Source organism: Lentzea sp. NPDC051208, assembly GCF_040682435.1.
GTDB lineage: Bacteria > Actinomycetota > Actinomycetes > Mycobacteriales > Pseudonocardiaceae > Lentzea > Lentzea kristufekii.
Genome location: NZ_JBFBAW010000007.1, coordinates 17,530 through 34,877, shown reverse-complemented (window position 1 = coordinate 34,877; position 17,348 = coordinate 17,530). Strand labels below are relative to the sequence as shown.

General features: G+C 69.4%; 14 protein-coding genes and 2 pseudogenes. 12 read left to right on the top strand and 4 right to left on the bottom strand.

Annotated features, from left to right (window positions below; all coding sequences use genetic code 11):
• The first annotated feature begins 103 nt into the window (after positions 1-103).
• Positions 104-1,390: a bifunctional o-acetylhomoserine/o-acetylserine sulfhydrylase gene (locus tag AB0M48_RS17990; protein ID WP_363842838.1), complete on the top strand. Its 1,287-nt coding sequence runs from the start codon at positions 104-106 to the stop codon at positions 1,388-1,390.
• Positions 1,390-2,403: a homoserine O-acetyltransferase gene (locus tag AB0M48_RS17985; protein WP_363842835.1), complete on the top strand. Its 1,014-nt coding sequence runs from the start codon at positions 1,390-1,392 to the stop codon at positions 2,401-2,403. The genes AB0M48_RS17990 and AB0M48_RS17985 overlap by 1 nt, the downstream gene beginning before the upstream one ends.
• On the opposite strand, the gene AB0M48_RS17980 is transcribed toward AB0M48_RS17985, so the two are convergent.
• Positions 2,366-3,052: a TioE family transcriptional regulator gene (locus AB0M48_RS17980; RefSeq protein WP_363842833.1), complete on the bottom strand. Its 687-nt coding sequence runs from the start codon at positions 3,050-3,052 to the stop codon at positions 2,366-2,368. The two genes, AB0M48_RS17985 and AB0M48_RS17980, sit on opposite strands and share 38 nt — an antisense overlap.
• A 78-nt stretch (positions 3,053-3,130) precedes the next feature.
• On the opposite strand from AB0M48_RS17980, the gene AB0M48_RS17975 reads away from it, so the two are divergent.
• Positions 3,131-4,258: an erythromycin esterase family protein gene (locus AB0M48_RS17975; protein WP_363842830.1), complete on the top strand. Its 1,128-nt coding sequence runs from the start codon at positions 3,131-3,133 to the stop codon at positions 4,256-4,258.
• Here the strand turns inward: AB0M48_RS17975 and AB0M48_RS17970 are convergent.
• Complete coding sequence (locus tag AB0M48_RS17970; protein WP_363842827.1) at positions 4,230-4,736, bottom strand: hypothetical protein; 507 nt, start codon at positions 4,734-4,736, stop codon at positions 4,230-4,232. The two genes, AB0M48_RS17975 and AB0M48_RS17970, sit on opposite strands and share 29 nt — an antisense overlap.
• A gap of 120 nt (positions 4,737-4,856) precedes the next feature.
• Here AB0M48_RS17970 and AB0M48_RS17965 point away from each other — a divergent pair, with 120 nt between their 5' ends.
• From AB0M48_RS17965 to AB0M48_RS17950, 4 genes are all read left to right on the top strand, one after another.
• Positions 4,857-5,975 (top strand): histidine kinase, encoded by a 1,119-nt coding sequence (locus AB0M48_RS17965; RefSeq protein ID WP_363842824.1) that lies wholly within the window; start codon positions 4,857-4,859, stop codon positions 5,973-5,975.
• Positions 5,972-6,625, top strand: a complete 654-nt coding sequence (locus AB0M48_RS17960) for a response regulator transcription factor (protein WP_363842821.1) — start codon at positions 5,972-5,974, stop codon at positions 6,623-6,625. The genes AB0M48_RS17965 and AB0M48_RS17960 overlap by 4 nt, the downstream gene beginning before the upstream one ends.
• Positions 6,626-6,687: 62 nt before the next feature.
• Complete coding sequence (locus AB0M48_RS17955) at positions 6,688-7,398, top strand: alpha/beta hydrolase (protein ID WP_363842818.1); 711 nt, start codon at positions 6,688-6,690, stop codon at positions 7,396-7,398.
• The gene (locus AB0M48_RS17950) at positions 7,395-8,417 is read left to right on the top strand and encodes an acyltransferase (RefSeq protein ID WP_363842815.1); all 1,023 of its coding nucleotides are present in this window, start codon (positions 7,395-7,397) and stop codon (positions 8,415-8,417) included. The genes AB0M48_RS17955 and AB0M48_RS17950 overlap by 4 nt, the downstream gene beginning before the upstream one ends.
• Before the next feature lie 1,357 nt (positions 8,418-9,774).
• Here AB0M48_RS17950 and AB0M48_RS17945 read toward each other — a convergent pair.
• A pseudogene (locus AB0M48_RS17945) lies at positions 9,775-10,011 on the bottom strand (hypothetical protein); the annotation flags it as partial.
• A 455-nt stretch (positions 10,012-10,466) separates the two neighbouring features.
• On the opposite strand from AB0M48_RS17945, the pseudogene AB0M48_RS17940 reads away from it, so the two are divergent.
• Positions 10,467-10,765: pseudogene (locus AB0M48_RS17940) on the top strand (response regulator transcription factor); the annotation flags it as partial.
• Here AB0M48_RS17940 and AB0M48_RS17935 read toward each other — a convergent pair.
• Positions 10,762-11,334, bottom strand: coding sequence for a TetR/AcrR family transcriptional regulator (locus AB0M48_RS17935; protein ID WP_363842812.1), 573 nt, complete (start codon positions 11,332-11,334; stop codon positions 10,762-10,764). The pseudogene AB0M48_RS17940 and the gene AB0M48_RS17935 overlap by 4 nt on opposite strands.
• A 325-nt stretch (positions 11,335-11,659) precedes the next feature.
• Between AB0M48_RS17935 and AB0M48_RS17930 the strand changes: the two genes are divergently transcribed.
• The 4 genes from AB0M48_RS17930 (at position 11,660) to AB0M48_RS17915 (ending at position 17,246) form a co-directional block, all read left to right on the top strand.
• Positions 11,660-12,445, top strand: a complete 786-nt coding sequence (locus AB0M48_RS17930; RefSeq protein ID WP_363842809.1) for an SGNH/GDSL hydrolase family protein — start codon at positions 11,660-11,662, stop codon at positions 12,443-12,445.
• Between the two features lie 138 nt (positions 12,446-12,583).
• Positions 12,584-14,173 (top strand): carboxyl transferase domain-containing protein, encoded by a 1,590-nt coding sequence (locus AB0M48_RS17925; RefSeq protein WP_363842806.1) that lies wholly within the window; start codon positions 12,584-12,586, stop codon positions 14,171-14,173.
• 2 nt (positions 14,174-14,175) lie between these two features.
• On the top strand, positions 14,176-16,089 hold the full coding sequence (locus AB0M48_RS17920; protein ID WP_363842803.1) for an acetyl/propionyl/methylcrotonyl-CoA carboxylase subunit alpha: 1,914 nt from the start codon (positions 14,176-14,178) through the stop codon (positions 16,087-16,089).
• Positions 16,090-16,094: 5 nt separating this feature from the next.
• Entirely contained in the window at positions 16,095-17,246 is a 1,152-nt protein-coding gene (locus AB0M48_RS17915) for an acyl-CoA dehydrogenase family protein (RefSeq protein WP_363842800.1), read from the top strand.
• Positions 17,247-17,348 lie beyond the last annotated feature (102 nt).

Genomic DNA, 17,348 nt, shown 5'->3' with positions numbered 1-17,348 from the left:
GTTAGCCGGCGCCACGTCGACTACGTGCGCGTCACCAGCATGGCCTGTCGTTGCTCTCGTTGATCCCAAGCCCTTCCGAATCAGCGAACGTTGGAGCACAGCCATGTCCTGGTCCTTTGAGACTGCTCAGATCCACGCGGGCGCCGCGCCCGATCCGGCCACTGGTGCTCGTGCCACGCCGATCTACCAGACCACCTCCTACGTCTTCAGGGACACGCAGCACGGTGCTGATCTCTTCGCGCTGGCTGAGCCCGGGCACATCTACACGCGCATCAACAACCCCACGCAGGACGTGCTGGAACAGCGCGTCGCCGCGCTCGAAGGGGGTGTTGCGGCTGTCGCCTTCGCGTCCGGGTCGGCCGCGGAGACGGCAGCGATTCTGAACTTGGCGCGGTCTGGGGACCATCTGGTGTCCAGCGCGTCGTTGTACGGCGGTACGTACAACCTGTTCCACTACACGTTGCCCAAGCTCGGCATCGAAGTGTCGTTTGTGGACGACCCGGACGATCTTGACGCGTGGCAGGCCGCGGTGCGGCCCAACACCAAGTTGTTCTTCGCGGAGACGTTGGCGAATCCGCGTTCTCACGTGCTGGACGTCGAGGGGGTTGCCGGGGTCGCGCACGCGAACCAGGTGCCCTTGATCGTGGACAACACCGTGCCCACGCCGTACCTGCTTCGGCCGTTGGAGCACGGGGCGGACATCGTGGTGCACTCCGCGACGAAGTACCTCGGTGGGCACGGGACGGCCATCGCGGGCGTGGTCGTGGACGGCGGGAAGTTCGAGTACGGCGCGGAGAAGTTCCCGGACTTCCACGAGCCCGACCCCAGCTACAACGGGCTGCGGTACTGGCCGGTGCTCGGGCACGGGGCGTTCGCGGCGAAGCTGCGGGTGCAGGGGCTGCGGGACACGGGGGCGGCCATCGCGCCGTTGACCAGCTTCCTGGTCATCCAGGGCATCGAGACGTTGTCGCTGCGGATCGAACGGCACGTGCAGAACGCGCAAGCGCTTGCGGAGTGGTTGGAGGGACGGGACGAGGTCGAGAAGGTCCACTACGCGGGCCTGCCGTCGTCGCCGTTCCACGACAACGCGCGGAAGTACCTGCCGAAGGGTGCCGGCGCGGTCGTGAGTTTCGAGCTTCGCGGTGGTGTCTCGGCCGGCCGGGCGTTCGTCGACGGCACGAGCCTGTTCAGCCAGCTGGTGAACATCGGTGATGTGCGGTCGTTGATCGTGCACCCGGCGTCGACCACGCACAGCCAGCTCACGCCCGAGGAGCAGCTCGTCACGGGTGTCTCGCCCGGCCTGGTGCGGCTGTCGGTCGGGCTGGAGGGGCTGGAGGACCTCAAGGCGGACCTGGAGGCGGGCTTCACCGCGGCGAAGTCCGAGTTGTAGTGGGCGGCTGGCGGTTCGGTGATCCGTTCGGCCGGCGGAAGTGGTTCAGCCACGCCGGGAAGTTCGGGGAACTGCCGGGTTTCCAGCTCGCGTACGAGACGTGGGGGACCTTGAACGCCGAGGCCTCCAACGCGGTGCTCGTGCTCCACGCCCTGACCGGGGACAGTCATGTCGCCGGGGGCGTGGAGCCGGGTCACCCGACGCCGGGCTGGTGGGACTCCCTCGTGGGGCCGGGTAAGCCGCTCGACGCGTTCTTCGTCGTCGCGCCGAACGTGCTGGGAGGCTGTCAGGGCAGTACCGGGCCCTGGCAGCACCCCCGGTTCCCCGACCTCACGATTCGCGACCAGGTCGCGGCCGAGGTGCACCTCGCGGACCACCTGGGCATCGGGCGGTGGGCCGCCGTGCTCGGCGGGTCGATGGGGGGCATGCGGGCCGTCGAGTGGGCGGTGAGCGAGCCGGACCGGGTCGAGTCGCTGTTGTTGCTGGCGACGACCGCCGCGGCGTCCGCCGAGCAGATCGCGCTGGCGTCCGCGCAGCTGCACGCGATCAGGGCCGATCCCGTGGAGGGACTGGGGATCGCGCGGCGGATCGCGCACATCAGCTACCGCAGCGAGCAGGAGCTGCAGGCCAGGTTCGGCAGGAGCAGGCAGGAGGACGGCCGGTTCGAGGTGGAGTCCTATTTGGACCACCACGCGGCGAAGCTGGCCCGGCGGTTCGACGCGGCCAGCTACGTCACGCTGACGGAGGCGATGAACTCGCACGACGTCGGGTACCGGCGCGGTGGGATCAAGGCGGCGCTGCGGAAGGTCACCGCGCGCACGATCGTCGCCGGTGTCGACTCGGATCGGCTCTACCCGCTGGCGCAGCAGGAAGAGCTGGCCGCGGGCATTCCCGGGGCCGACGACCTGAGAGTGATCGAGTCGCCGTACGGGCACGACGCGTTCCTGATCGAGAGCGAGCAGGTCGGTGCGCTCGTCACGGAGCTGGTGCCCGTGCGGTCAGGTAGTCGTTGAGACGTGCGGAGGCGGCCAGCATCGCCAGGCCCCGTGCGGTGAGGCGGCGGCGCCAGTCGGCGAGGGCGGCACCGAGGCTGTCGGTGCCGCCCGCCGTGCGGATCTGGTCGACCACCAAAGCGATGCGCGCCAACGGATAGCCGCCGCGCCGCAGCAGGTGGGCGAGTTCGGCGTCGCGGACGTCCTCGGCTCGGAACAAGCGGTAGCCGGTCGGTTCACGGGACGGCACGAGGATGCCGGCCTCCTCCCACGCGCGCAGCGTCGCCGGGGTCACGCCGAGGCGCCGGGCCAGCTCGCCGATCGTGCGAGGCTCCAGCACCGGTTCGAACTCCGTCAGGTCCTGCACCGCGCGGCTGACCGAGTCGAGGGTGGAGCGGTCGCGCAGCAGTTGTTCGTGGCCCCGGTCGATCGTCGCGAGCACGTCGTCCAGCGAGTCGTCGTGAATCGCGTTCATGATCTGGCCGGCGGTGGCGTGCCCGAAGGCGGGGATCAGCGCGAGGAACGTGCGCAGCGCGGCGGCGTGGACTTCGGTGTAGACGCGGTAGCCGGACGGCGTGCGCTCGGCGGGCGGGAGGAACCCGGATTCCTCGTAGTTGCGCACCGCCTGGGTCGAGAGGCCGTGCTCGCGGGCGAGGTCGGTTGGTCGCACGGTTGAGACTTTAGGCATGAATCGCGAGAAGATCGCGTAAAAGTCTCAACTGAGCTTTCAATGTTACGGTTGAACCACATGAGCCAGGACATTCGCGAGTTCATCACCCCCTTCACCGAGCTGCTGGGGTTCGGGGAGCCGACGCACCTCGACCACGCCCACACCTGGATCCGCAACGAGCTGTTCGAGCAGCTCGCGGGCCTGGGTTTCCGCTCGATCGCCCTGGAGACCTGCCGGATCAGGGGCCTGAGCGTCAACGACTACGTCCACGGCGGACCCGGTGACCTCGACACGATCATGAAGGAGGGCTTCTCCCACACGTTCGGGGAGAACTGGCCCGCCAACCGCGAGCTCGTGCAGTGGATGCGCGAGTACAACGCGGACAAAGCGCCTCAGGACCGCCTGTCGTTCCACGGCTTCGACTTCCAGACCGAGACGGCCAGCGCGCCCAGCCCGCGTCCCTACCTCGAACACGCCCGCGACTACCTGGGCGAGGACGTGGACCTGACGATCGACGACGAGAAGTGGAGCCGCGACGAGGCCGTCATGGACCTCACGCAGTCGCCCGGGCGGTCGGAAGAGGCGATCAGGCTGCGGGAGATCGGCACCGGGATGCTCAAGCGGCTGCACGAGCGCAGGACCACCGACGAGGCCTGGGCCCGCGCGGAGACGCACCTGGTGGCCGGACTCAGCCTGCTCCAGTACCACCGGGAGTGCGCGGAACCGAACCCGCTGGGCGTGCGCCTCAACCGCCTGTGCCAGATGCGGGACGGCGTGATGGCGCGGAACCTGCTGGAGATCCGGCGCGCCGAGGCCGCGAACGGTCCGACGTTCGTGTTCGCGCACAACGCCCACCTGCAGCGCACCAACAGTTCGATGGAGATGGCCGGCGAACGCGTCGAGTGGTTCTCCGCGGGCGCGCTCGTGGCGCCGATCCTCGGTGACCAGTACACCGTGATCGGCGGCACGCTCGGCCGCAACGACTCGATCGGGCTCGGCGAACCGGACAGAGCCACCTTCGAAGGCCGGCTGCAGGACAGGTTCACGACCTGGGGCATCACGAAGGACAAGCCTGTCGGGTCACCCCGCACCGACACGGGCGCCGATCCCATGCTGGCGATGGCCTACTTCCCGCTCGATCAGCACCTCATGGACGGTGTGGACGCTCTGCTGCACATCAAGGTTGGTCGTCCAGCGACGCGGTGATCCACGACGCGACGGGCAGGTCGCGCGTCTCGCACTCGATCGCCAGCTTCAGCGTCCACCGCAGGGCTTGTAAAACGACTGTCGCAAGCTCCTGCGGCTGGCCGTTGGCCAAGGCGATCTCGATCTGCTCCGCAGCCGCGTCCTGGTCGCCGTGCACCTCGGCCAGCAACGCGCGGATCGCCGTGCGGACGGGTGGGTCCGCGTCGTCGATCTGGACCTCGTTGCCCTCCTCGTCGAAGACCTGCATCTTCACCGGGGTGGCGCCGCCGGAGCCGAGCGCGCTGACCATGCTGCTGCACTCGGCGAACAGCAGGAGCACGAGCTCACGGATCTCCTCGTTGCCCTCGGGCGACCCGCTGAGGTACCCGGTCACGAGGTCTACCGCCACAGCGTCTTCCCCGGCCCTGGCCGCAGCCAGCGCCTCGCCGGCGACGGCCGTCAGCCGTGACCAGCGATCTGGATCCTGTGGTGGTGTCACAGGTACTGCCTACCGCGCGGTGTCACGCATTCGCAATGCCCCATCTTGATCAGAGTGCTACCGGGGTATGTCACTCCGCAGGTCAATGTGCGAATCAACGGATCCACCTAGCATCGGCTGGTGTTCCGCGCGCTGTACCGGACCGTTCTGGGTCCTGATCGCACCCGAGTGCTCGCCAAGGCGCTGGGGCGGTGGCGCATCCCGGTGCACACCGCGCTGATCATCTACGCTTTCGTGTGGGCGATCGTCGCGAGCGCCGGCTACGTGCGCCAGGAGGACTCGGACGGCTGGTGGGTCGTCATCTTCCTGGTGACGGTCGTGCCGTACGTGCTGCTGATCTGGTCGCCGCTCTACGCCTGGCGGCTCGCGGTGCCGGGCTTCTACCTCGTCAGTCTCCTGTGTGCCGGTGACGGCGCCGAGACCTTCCAGTACTGGACCGCGGCACCGTTGTTCGTCGCGGTCGCGGCGTTCTACTCGCGCGCGACCGTGATCGTGGCCACGTTGCTCAGCGGCGCGCTCATCATCGCGTCCGAGCCGCAGGCCGCGGACAGGGCGTTCTTCGTGCCGATCGTGGGTGCGGCGGTCTTCCTGTTCGGTGCGCGCGGCAGAGCGGAACGCGAACTCGAAGAAGAGCGTGACGCCAAGGCCGCGCTGGAGGAACGCGCTCGCATCGCACGCGAGATGCACGACGTCGTGGCGCACCACATGTCGCTGGTGGTGGTCAGGTGCGAGACCGCGCCCTACCGTCTCAAGGGACTGAACGAAGAGGCGCAGCAGGAGTTCGCCGAAGTCGGCGAGGCCGCGCGTGAGGCGATCACCGACATGCAACGGCTGCTGGGCGTGCTGCGGACGAACGGCGAGGCTCCTCAACGGGAACCGCAGCCGGGCATCAGCCGCATCCCGGAACTGGTGAGGCCCGGCGACGAGGCCGAGGTCGACGTGGGCGACGTTCCGGAGGCGGTCGGCCTGACCGCGTACCGGATCGTGCAGGAGGCGCTCACGAACGCCACCAGGCACGCGCCCGGCTCGAAGGCGTCCGTCCACGTGCGCGAGAACAAGGGCGTGCTCGAGGTGGTGGTGATCAACACCGCCGGCGGGCCGTCCAGGGGTGGTGGCGGCGGGCAGGGCCTGGTGGGGATGCGAGAACGCGTCGCCGTGCACGGTGGCACGCTGACCGTGAAGTCGACCGAGGACGGCGGGTTCCTGGTCAGGGCGAGAATTCCGTTGGGGGACAAGTGATCAGGGTGGTCGTGGTCGACGACCAGGAGATGGTGCGCGAGGGGTTCTCCGCGCTGCTCGACTCGCAGGACGACATCGAGGTCGTCGGCGCCGCGGGCAACGGCGTGCAGGGCGTCGCGCTGGCGCGTACGGTCAGACCGGACGTCGTGCTGATGGACATCCGCATGCCCGAAATGGACGGACTGACGGCGACGCGGTTGTTGCTGAACGGGTCGGACGACCTGAAGGTCCTCGTGCTGACCACGTTCGACCTCGACGACTACGTCTACGAGGCGTTGCAGGCAGGCGCGAGCGGGTTCCTGCTCAAGCACGCGCCCGCCCGCGAGCTGCTGGGCGCCGTCCGCGTGGTGGCCGCGGGGGAGGCCCTGCTCGCACCGTCGATCACCAAACGCCTGATCGAGGACTTCGTCCGGTCGCGCCGGTCCGACCGCGTCCGGCCCGCGCAGCTGTCGGTCCTGACCGAACGCGAGACCGAGATCCTCGTGCTGATCGCGCAGGGCCTGTCGAACACCGAGATCGCCGCACACCTCGTGTTGGCCGAGCAGACCGTCAAGACGCACGTGAGCCGCGTGCTCACCAAACTCGGCCTGCGCGACCGCGCCCAGGCCGTCATCGCGGCCTACGAGAGCGGGCTCGTGATACCGGGGTAGCAACGGGAAAACGGCCCGCCGGGGTGACGATCCGGGGTCTGTGGTCTTCCTAGCGTCGATTCATGCGCCGAGCCGTCCTGTTCCTCCTGCTGATCGCCCTCCCGTCGGTCGCGCCGTCGATCGCGCAGTGGCGTTCCGACGTCGCCCGCCGGGTCGCGATCGTCGGTGACCTGAGCACCGCGCGTGACGTCGTGATCATCGTGCCGGGGTCCGACGTGGACGTCGGCAGGTTCGAGCGCACGGTCGGGCGGATGGCGTCCAACCTGTACGAGCAGGCACGGCGGGACGACCTCGCGGTGATCGCCTGGCTCGGGTACCGGACGCCGCAGGGACTCGGCGTGGACGCGATGACCGGCTCGCTCGCACGCCAGGGCGCCGCGGCGCTCGTCGACTTCGTGCGGTCGTTGCGGACACAGGCGCGCGTGCACGTCGTCGGCCACAGCTACGGGTCGGTGGTGGTCGGGCTCGCGGCGCACGAGCTGGACGTGGCGGACGTCGTGTTCACCGGAAGCCCTGGTGTGCGGGCGGATTCCGTCGAGGAGCTGGGGACCACGGCTCGGGTGTGGGCACTGCGGTCCAGCGGGGACTGGATGAGGTTCGTGCCCAACGCGCGGCTGTTCGACCTCGGGCACGGCACGGATCCGGCCTCGGACGGCTTCGGCGCGACCGTGCTGCGGTTCGAGGGCGGGAAGCACGACACGTACTACGAGCCGGGCAGCGAGACGTTGAACGCTCTCGTCCGGATCGTTTCGGGTTCGGGGGAGAAGCTGTGAGAAATCCGTTCATCGACGCCGTGCGGGCGATCGCCGTCGTCACGGTCGTGCTCGGCCATTGGCTGGTGACCGCACTCGTCGACACGCCCACCGGCATGTACATCGACAGCCCGTTGCAGCACTTGTCCTCGCTGACACCGGTTTCGTGGGTGCTGCAGACGCTCGGCCTGTTCTTCTTCGTGGGCGGGTACGCGGCCGCGCACTCGAAGACGCCGTTCCTCGTCCGGCTGAAGCAGCTCGCCGTGCCGACGTCGCTGATGCTCGGCTGCTGGGCCGCTGTCCTCTTCGGACTGACGTTGCGCGGCGTGGACCAGGGCACCGCCTGGAACATCGGGTTCCTGGTCACGACACCGCTGTGGTTCTTCGGCGTCTACCTGGTGCTGCTCGCACTGAAACCGCTGGTGCGCAAGCTGGACGAGTACTCGTGGGGTGTGCTCGTCCCGGTCCTGCTGGTGCTGGTCGTGCCGTACGCGGTGTGGTGGGCGGCCTGGCAGCTCGGCCACTCGCTGGCGCGCAGGAGGATTCCCGGACCGCCGCTGCTGGTGCTGGGCGTGCTCGGGTACGCGCTGCTGACGACGTTCGGGGGCTATCCGCTGTCGGCGGTGGGCATCCCCGGCGAGGTCGTCTCGAACCTCAACCCGCCGAACTACGCGACGCTCGCGCTGGCGTTCGCACAGATAGGTCTGGTGCTCACGATCGCGCCGCTGCTGACCAGGCTGGGGACGGCGAAACCCGTGGCATGGCTGAACAAGCACGCGCTCGGCATCTTCCTGACGCACCAGAGCGCGCTGATCACCCTGACGCTGGCGCTCAGCGCGTGGGGCTCGCTGCCGGGGCTCCAGCAGCCACCAGACCATCCGGACTGGGTGTGGCAGCGACTGCTGTGGCTGCCGGTGTGCGCGGCCGTGACCTGGGGATGGCTCCGAGCGCTGCGAGGCCGATCGCCACGGCGTGCAGCACCACCACCGGCGGCGCCGGGTCCAGCGCCAGCATCGGCGGTACGCACGCCAGCGCCGTGAGCAGCCACGGCAGGCGGGTGTCGCAGCTGCCGGTGCGGGCGGTGTGGATCAGGTACCAGCCGAGCAGCAGGTGGATGAGGTTCTGCAACGGGTCCACGGGCAGCAGCACCAGCACCCCGTCACCGAGGAACCCGCTCACCACGAACCCGAGCACGCCGAGCGTCCCGAACGACACGCCCATGGCCGTCGCGAGGCGCGTGCGGTGCGACTCGTGCGGCAGGCGCTGGAGCCGGACCAGGCGCCGTTCGAACCGGTGGAACAGCAGGATGAGCGGCACCAGCCCGAACACCAGCCAGACCGGCGCCTGCGTCAGCCCGAGCAACCCGACCAGGGCGCCGACCCCGGCCAGGTACGTGAGGTACACCGTCATCGGGGCGCGGCGGGCGAAGTCCACGACGTGCCACCACCGGCCGTCGAGCCACGAGGTGACCCGTCCGCGGGCGAGCAGCGCGAGACACACCTGCGCCACTCCGAGCACCATCATCGAGCGCGGGTAGTCGCTGAAGAACACCAGCGCGGGCAGCGTGACGGCCCCCATCGCGGCCAGCAGCCTGCGCGAGAGGACGGTCAGCGTGCCGTCCGCGTAGAAGAAGCCGATCTGCTGCATCAGCAACGCGCCGACGATCAGGTTCGCGTACCCGCCGGTCTTCCAGTCCGTCGACGTGCGCGCGATCTCGACCGCGAGCGTCACCAGCACCAGCACGAACGGCGTGTTGCGGCGGAAGTGCTCGTGCAGCCACGCGGCCGCCGGCGTCGCGGCCACGGCGAGCAGGTAGACCCCGAGGAACCACAGCGGATGCGTGATCAACCGGCTGTACGCGTCGACCTTCACGTCCATCAGGTTCAGCGCCGCGAACAGCACCACCCACAGCAGCACGAACGCCAGCACCGGCCGCAGCAGCCACGACGTCCGGCTGGACACCCAGCAGCCGAAGCCGCCCTGGTGCGCCTGCCAGCTGCGCAGGTTCGCGTGCCCGCCGGCGAAGAAGAACAGCGGCACCGCCTGCAACGCCCACAACCACGGCGTGCCGAACCCTCTGAGGTGCGCGAGCGTCGCCACCGTCTCGCCGAGCACGAGCAGCGCGAGGCTGAAGAGCCGCAGGAACGTCGCGTACCGGTCCTGCTCCGCGTGTGCCAGCACCAGGGGCAGCGAGTTCGCGGTCGTGCTCTCGCGGCGCCGGCCGTGCAGCCGCGCCAGCAGGAGGAACACCACGACCGCGCTGCCGAACGCCCACGCCACCACGGGTTCGTGGCCGGGCGCTCCCCACCGCTGCCGCCAGGAGTTGAACTTCAGGCCCATCGCATAGGTCTCGGCCACCGCGTGACAGCTCTGCCCGGCACCGCGCGGGTTCAACCGGCACTGCGCGTGCAGATCGGTCGTGAGCCTGTCGTCCAGCGCCTTGCGCGCCTGCGGCCCGAGCGGTTCGCCCTTGTGGTCGGCGTAGCGCAACAGGTCGTAGCCCAGGTCGTGCGCCCGGCACGCGGCGCTGAAGTCCCATTCGGTGTCACCGGCCGGCCCGGAGCACCCGCCACCCGCGTCGACCACCCGGAGCGTCCCGTCCGGCGCCGTGATGGTCTTGGGATCGCGCCCCATCTCGCGCGCGAAGTCGCTCGGCAGGTTGAGGTACGGGTCGTGCGTCGCGGACGGCGCCACGAACGCCTCGACGGCGTTGGCCGCGGCGATCACGTCGGCGCTGGGCGGAACCCCGTTGTCCCCGGTCGCCGGGCGGGAGGCGACCACCCCGCAGACGAACACCGCGAGCGTGATCACGGTGAACCGGAACCAGGCCGGAAGCCGGAGGAGGAGTTTGCGCGCGCCCATTGTCGGGCAAGGTTACGGAAGGGTCTCGGCTGACCGCCAGTTCACCAGGTCAGGCGCACGCCATCCGTCGATCGGTGGATCCCGGGCCAGCCGCGGCGGAGGGCGGGGTGCACGACACGGCCGATGTCGCCCGGCCGGTCACGACGACAGGCTCGAAGCATGAAACGCCTGCTCACACCTGATCTCGCCCGCGGGTACGGCAGATCCGCTCACGCGCACCCTCGATGCGGGTGCTGGTGCTGACGACGCCCGACACCGATGCCGACGTGCTGCCGACGATCGAGGCGGGCGCGATCGGGTACCTGCTCAGGGACGCGCCGCGCGAGGAGCTGTTCCGCGCGGTGCGGGCGGCGGCACGCGACGAGACGGTGTTGTCGCACCAGGGAAGACGAACCGCGAGGTGGGTGCGGTGCTGCACATCAGCGAGGCGACGGTGAAGACGCACCTGCAGCACGTCTACGCCAAGCTGGAGGTGCCGGACAGGGCTTCGGCCGTGTCCGCGGCGCACCAGCGAGGACTGATCTAGGACGTCACCACGGCGGGCGTGAGCGAGGCGAGCGCCATGCGGGAGAGCAGCGCGGCCATCTGGTCGCGGTCGAGGTGGGCGCTGTGCGGCGTCGAGTTGATGAGCCCGAACACGGCGTGCGCGGCGGCACGGGCGGTCGGCTCGTCGAAGCCCGGCACCGTGCGCCGGATCGTCTCCACCCACACCTCGACGTACCGGCGCTGCAAGGCGCGCACGCGCCGGCGGTCCGGATCGGTGAGGTTCGCCAGGTTGCGCATCTGCACGGTGATGAGCGCGGGGTCGTCCAGCGCGAAGTCGACGTGCCAGCCGATGAGCTCCCGCAACGCCTCCTCGGCGTCCGAGGCGGCGTCCACCCGCGCCTGGCCGCCGTCGAGCAGCCGTTCGGAGATCGACGTCAGCATCTCGCCGAGCATCGCGTCCTTGCTGCGGAAGTGCCGGTAGAGGGCCGGGCCGGAGATGCCCACGGCCGCACCGATGTCGTCGATGCCCACGCCGTGGAAGCCGTGGCGCGCGAAGAGCTCGGCCGCGGCGTTGAGGATCTGGTCCCGACGTGAGGGTTTGTCGACCACAGAGGGAGGTTAGCAGCCGTTCACATGAGGCCGTGTCCTGCAGATCGGCCCGCGATGGTCGCGCCCGAGGGGGCTTCTGGCGGCACCGCCGCAACCCCCGAATACGACCCGGTATGAGGGGGGCGCGGCGGCACCGCCAGAAGCCCTCTCGAACGTGACTCTCATCGAGCCGATCTGCAGGACACGGCCTCGCCCGATGGGTGGAATTCACGCAGGTGCAAGCGCGAATCGTTGACTCTTGACCAATACTTCACACAGGCCTTACCCCTGGGTAACCATTGACCCGCAATGCATCACGCCCCTGCGGCCCCTTCGGGAGTCTTCGATGCGTCCTGCTCACCTCATCGCCTCGGTGGTCACCGCCGCCGCGGCCGTCATCGCGCTCGCCAATCCCGCGAGCGCCGCCCCGATCAACTACGTCGCGCTCGGCGACTCCTACGCCTCCGGGCTCGGGACCGGCAGCTATGACGGTGCCAGCGGCAGCTGCAAGCGCGGCCCGCTCGCGTATCCGGCCCTGTACGCGGCGGCGACAGCGCCCGCGACGTTCAAGTCCGTGGCCTGTTCCGGCGCGCGGACAGGGGACGTCATCACCCAGGCGAACAACCTCACCGCGGCGACGAACCTGATCACCGTGCAGGTCGGCGGCAACGACGCCGGCTTCGCCGACGTCATCACCACCTGCACCTTCGGCTCGGACCAGGACTGCACCAACCGGGTGAACCAGGCCAAGACCTACGCCGCGAACACGCTTCCCGGCCTGCTCACCAACGTCTACAGCACGATCAAGTCGAAGGCCCCGTCCGCACGCGTGGTCGTGCTCGGTTACCCGCGCATGTACAAGGTGCCGGGCTCGTGCAACGTCGGCCTGAGCGACACCAAGCGCGCCGCGATCAACTCCGGTTCCGACGCGCTGCACAACACCATCGCCGCTCGGGCGGGGGCCGCCGGGTTCGGCTACGTCGACGTGCGCGGGGCGTTCACCGGGCACGAGATCTGCTCGTCCAGCTGGTGGCTCAACAGCCTGAGCTGGCCGGTCGAGGAGTCGTACCACCCGAACCGGGCAGGGCATCAGAGCGGCTACCTGCCCGCTCTGCGGTCGGCCATCGGTTAGCTTATTCCGGAACGTGAGAGTGCCTGAAAGTCTGCTTGACCTGCGTTCGGGTCACTCTCGAGGCGTTCCTGTGGACCGCCAGGTTAGCGGGCGCTAACATGAGGATGTTAACGCCCGCTAACCTGAGGTCTGGGGAGCATGGACGCACCTGTCCTGCGCAGCGCAGCCGAGCCGTCGGACCGCTACGCCAAGGAGCACACCGCGCTCGTCGACGAGCTGCGCGGCAAGCTCGCCACCGCCGCTCTCGGCGGTCCCGAGAAGGCACGTCAGCGGCACGTCGACCGCGGCAAGCTGCTGCCGCGCGAGCGCGTCGACACGCTGGTCGACCCCGGTTCGCCGTTCCTGGAGCTGTCGCCGCTGGCCGCCAACGGCATGTACGGCGACGAGGCACCGGCCGCGGGCATCATCACGGGCGTCGGACGCGTCTCCGGCCGTGAGTGCGTGATCGTCGCGAACGACGCCACGGTCAAGGGCGGCACCTACTACCCGATCACGGTCAAGAAGCACCTGCGCGCGCAGGAAGTGGCGCTGCAGAACAACCTTCCGTGCATCTACCTCGTCGACTCCGGCGGCGCGTTCCTGCCCAAGCAGGACGACGTGTTCCCGGACCGCGAGCACTTCGGCCGGATCTTCTACAACCAGGCCACGATGTCGGCGCGCGGGATCCCGCAGATCGCCGCCGTGCTGGGCTCGTGCACCGCCGGTGGCGCGTACGTGCCGGCGATGAGCGACGAAGCGATCATCGTCCGCAACCAGGGCACGATCTTCCTCGGCGGCCCGCCGCTGGTGAAGGCCGCGACCGGCGAAGTCGTCTCAGCCGAAGACCTCGGCGGCGGCGACCTGCACTCGCGCACGTCCGGCGTCACCGACCACCTGGCGGAGAACGACGCGCACGCGCTGCGGATGGTCCGTTCGATCATCTCGACGCTCGGCCCGCGCGCGCAGCGGCCGTGGGACGTCGCGCCCGTCGAGGCGCCGGTGGTCACGGACGACCTCTACGGCGTCGTGCCCACGGACTCCCGGACGCCCTACGACGTGCGCGAGGTGATCGCGCGGATCGTCGACGGCTCGAAGTTCCAGGAGTTCAAGAAGGAGTACGGGCAGACGCTCGTCACCGGCTTCGCACGCATCCACGGCCACCCGGTCGGGATCGTCGCCAACAACGGCATCCTGTTCGGCGAGTCGGCCGTGAAGGGCGCGCACTTCATCCAGCTGTGCGACAAGCGGTCCATCCCGCTGGTGTTCCTGCAGAACATCACCGGCTTCATGGTCGGCCGCGAGTACGAGGCGGGCGGCATCGCCAAGCACGGCGCCAAGATGGTGACGGCGGTGGCCTGCGCGCGCGTCCCGAAGTTCACCGTGATCATCGGTGGCAGCTTCGGTGCCGGCAACTACTCGATGTGCGGCCGGGCCTACTCGCCGCGGTTCCTGTGGATGTGGCCCAACGCCCGCATCTCCGTGATGGGCGGTGAGCAGGCGGCGTCCGTGCTCGCGACCGTCCGCCGCGACCAGCTCGGTGACGAGTGGTCCGCGGAGGACGAGGAGGCGTTCAAGGCGCCGATCCGCCAGCAGTACGAGGACCAGGGCAACCCGTACTACTCGACCGCGCGGCTCTGGGACGACGGCGTGATCGACCCGCGTGACACCCGCACGGTGCTGGGACTTGCCTTGTCCAGTGCGGCGAACGCCCCCATCGACGATGTTTCCTACGGCGTCTTCCGGATGTGATCATGTTCGACAGCGTTCTGGTGGCGAACCGCGGGGAGATCGCGGTCAGGGTGATCCGCGCGTTGCGGTCGCTCGGGATTCGTTCCGTCGCCGTGTACTCCGACGCGGACGCCGAGGCGTTGCACGTCAAACTGGCCGACGAGGCCGTGCGGATCGGGCCCGCCGCGGCCCGTGAGAGCTACCTGTCCATCGAGAAGATCGTCCAGGCCGCCGTTTCGACTGGCGCGCAGGCGATCCACCCCGGCTACGGCTTCCTGGCGGAGAACACCGCGTTCGCGGCGGCCTGTGACGCGGCGGGAATCGTGTTCGTCGGCCCGCCCGCGCCGGCGATCGACGCGATGGGCGACAAGATCCGCGCGAAGCTGACCGTGTCGGCGGCGGGCGTGCCCGTCGTGCCGGGCCGCACCCGCGCGGGCATGTCCGACGACGAGATCGTCGACGCCGCCCAGGAGATCGGCTTTCCGGTGCTGCTCAAGCCTTCCGCGGGCGGTGGCGGCAAGGGCATGCGGCTGGTGCACGAGGAATCGGCGCTGCGCGAGGCGATCGAGTCCGCACGGCGCGAGGCGCGCGGGTCGTTCGGTGACGACACGCTGCTGATCGAGCGGTTCATCACGAACCCGCGTCACATCGAGATCCAGGTCCTCGGCGACGCGCACGGAAACGTGATCCACCTCGGCGAACGCGAGTGCAGCCTGCAGCGCAGGCACCAGAAGATCATCGAGGAAGCCCCGTCGCCGTTCCTCACGCCCGAGATGCGCGAGGCCATGGGTTCCGCCGCGGTCGACGCCGCGAAGGCCGTCGGGTACGTCGGCGCGGGCACCGTCGAGTTCATCGTGGACGGTGCGTCCGGCGACTACTTCTTCATGGAGATGAACACCCGGCTGCAGGTCGAGCACCCGGTGACCGAGATGGTCACGGGCGTCGACCTCGTCGAGTGGCAGCTCCGCGTGGCCTCCGGCGAAGAGCTGGATCTGAAGGTCGAGCTGAACGGCCACTCGGTCGAGGCCCGCGTCTACGCCGAGGACCCGGCGCGCGGTTTCCTGCCGACCGGCGGCCGCGTGCTGGCGTTGAGCGAACCGGCCGACGTGCGCGTGGATTCCGGTCTGTACGAGGGACTTGTGGTCGGTTCGGACTACGACCCGATGCTGGCCAAGGTCATCGCGCACGGCCGTACCCGCGAGGAAGCTCTCAGGCGTCTCGACCACGCGCTCGGCCGGATGGTGCTGCTCGGCGTCACGACGAACATCCCGTTCCTGCGCGCACTCCTGCGCGACGAGGACGTGCGTTCGGGCGCCCTGGACACCGGCCTGGTCGAGCGGAAGCTGGACTCGCTGACCTCTGCCGAGATCCCGGACGACGTGTACGTGGCGGCCGGCCTGGAGCGTTCGTTGCAGCCGCACGGTGACGACCCGTGGGACCAGCCGGGCGGCTGGCGCGTCGGTGAGCACGCCTGGACGACCTGGCGGATCAACGACGTCGACGTGCGCGTGCGCGGCGAGGAAGTCGTTGTGGGCGCCGGAGAACCGGTCCGTGCTCGGGCGCGCCGCGAAGGCGCCGACCTGCTCGTCGGCTCGCGCCGCTACGCGATGGCCCGCGACGGCGACGTCCTGTGGCTGGGCCACGACGGCGCCTCCTGGGCGCTGGTCGAGGCCGAGTTCCTGGTCGGCGCCGCCGAAGGTGCCGCCGCGTCCGGTGGCCCGGTGAAGTCGCCGATGCCCGGCACCGTGCTGGTGGTTCGAGCCCAGCAGGGCGAGGAAGTGACCGCCGGTCAAGCGTTGTTCGTGGTCGAGGCCATGAAGATGGAGCACACCGTCACGGCACCCGTCGACGGCGTGCTCGCCGAAGTGAACGTGCAAGCAGGCCAGCAGGTCGCACTCGACCAGGTGCTGGCCCTCGTCGTCTCTCACGAGGAGTGACAGCAATGGTGGACTTCAGGCTCCCGAGCGAGTACGAGGACCTGCGCAAGACCGTCGAGGAGTTCGCCCGCGACGAGGTGGCGCCGGTCATCGGCGACTACTACGAGCGCTGCGAGTTCCCGTACCCGATCGTCGCGAAGATGGGGCAGATGGGCCTGCTCGGCCTGCCGTTCCCGGAGGAGCACGGCGGCATGGGCGGCGACTACTTCGCCCTGTGCATCACGCTCGAGGAGCTCGCGCGCGTCGACTCGTCGGTCGCGATCACGGTGGAGGCGGCCACGTCGCTGGGCGCCATGCCGATCTACCGCTTCGGCACCGACGAGCAGAAGGCCGAGTGGCTGCCGTCGCTGACGTCCGGCGAGAAGCTCGGCGCGTTCGGCCTCACCGAACCCGGCTCCGGTTCCGACGCGGGTGCCCTCTCCACCACCGCACGCCTCGAAGGCGACGAGTGGGTCATCAACGGCACCAAGGCGTTCATCACGAACTCCGGCACGGACATCACCGGCCTGGTGACGGTCGCCGCGGTCACGGGCACCCGGCCCGACGGCCGCAAGGAGATCTCCTCGATCATCGTCCCGTCCGGCACCCCGGGCTTCACGGTGTCGAAGAAGTACTCCAAGGTCGGCTGGAGCGCCTCCGACACCCGCGAACTGTCCTTCTCCGACTGCCGCGTGCCCGCCGCGAACCTGCTCGGCACGCGCGGCCGCGGCTTCGCCCAGTTCCTGCGCACGCTGGACGAGGGCCGCGTCGCCATCGCCGCGCTGTCGGTCGGCCTCGCCCAGGGCTGCGTGGACGAGTCGGTCCGCTACGCCCACGAGCGCGAGACGTTCGGCGCGAAGATCGGCACCTACCAGGCGATCCAGTTCAAGATCGCCGAGATGGAGGCCCGCGTGCACACCGCGCGCCTGGCCTACTACGAGGCCGCGTCCCGGATGCTGCGCGGCGAGCCGTTCAAGAAGCAGGCGGCCATCGCGAAGCTGGTCTCGTCCGAGGCGGCGATGGACAACGCCCGTGACGCCACGCAGATCTTCGGCGGCTACGGCTTCATGAACGAGTACCCGGTCGGCCGGTTCTACCGCGACGCCAAGATCCTGGAGATCGGCGAGGGCACCTCCGAGGTGCAGAAGATGCTGATCGCCCGCGAACTCGGTCTTTAGGCCGTTCCATCTAAATAGTTTCGAAACGCCGGTTCGAATGGCTCTGTCCGGCTACCGTCGTCTGCCTTCCGCACGAGTGTGAGGGTGCAGATGACAGGTAGC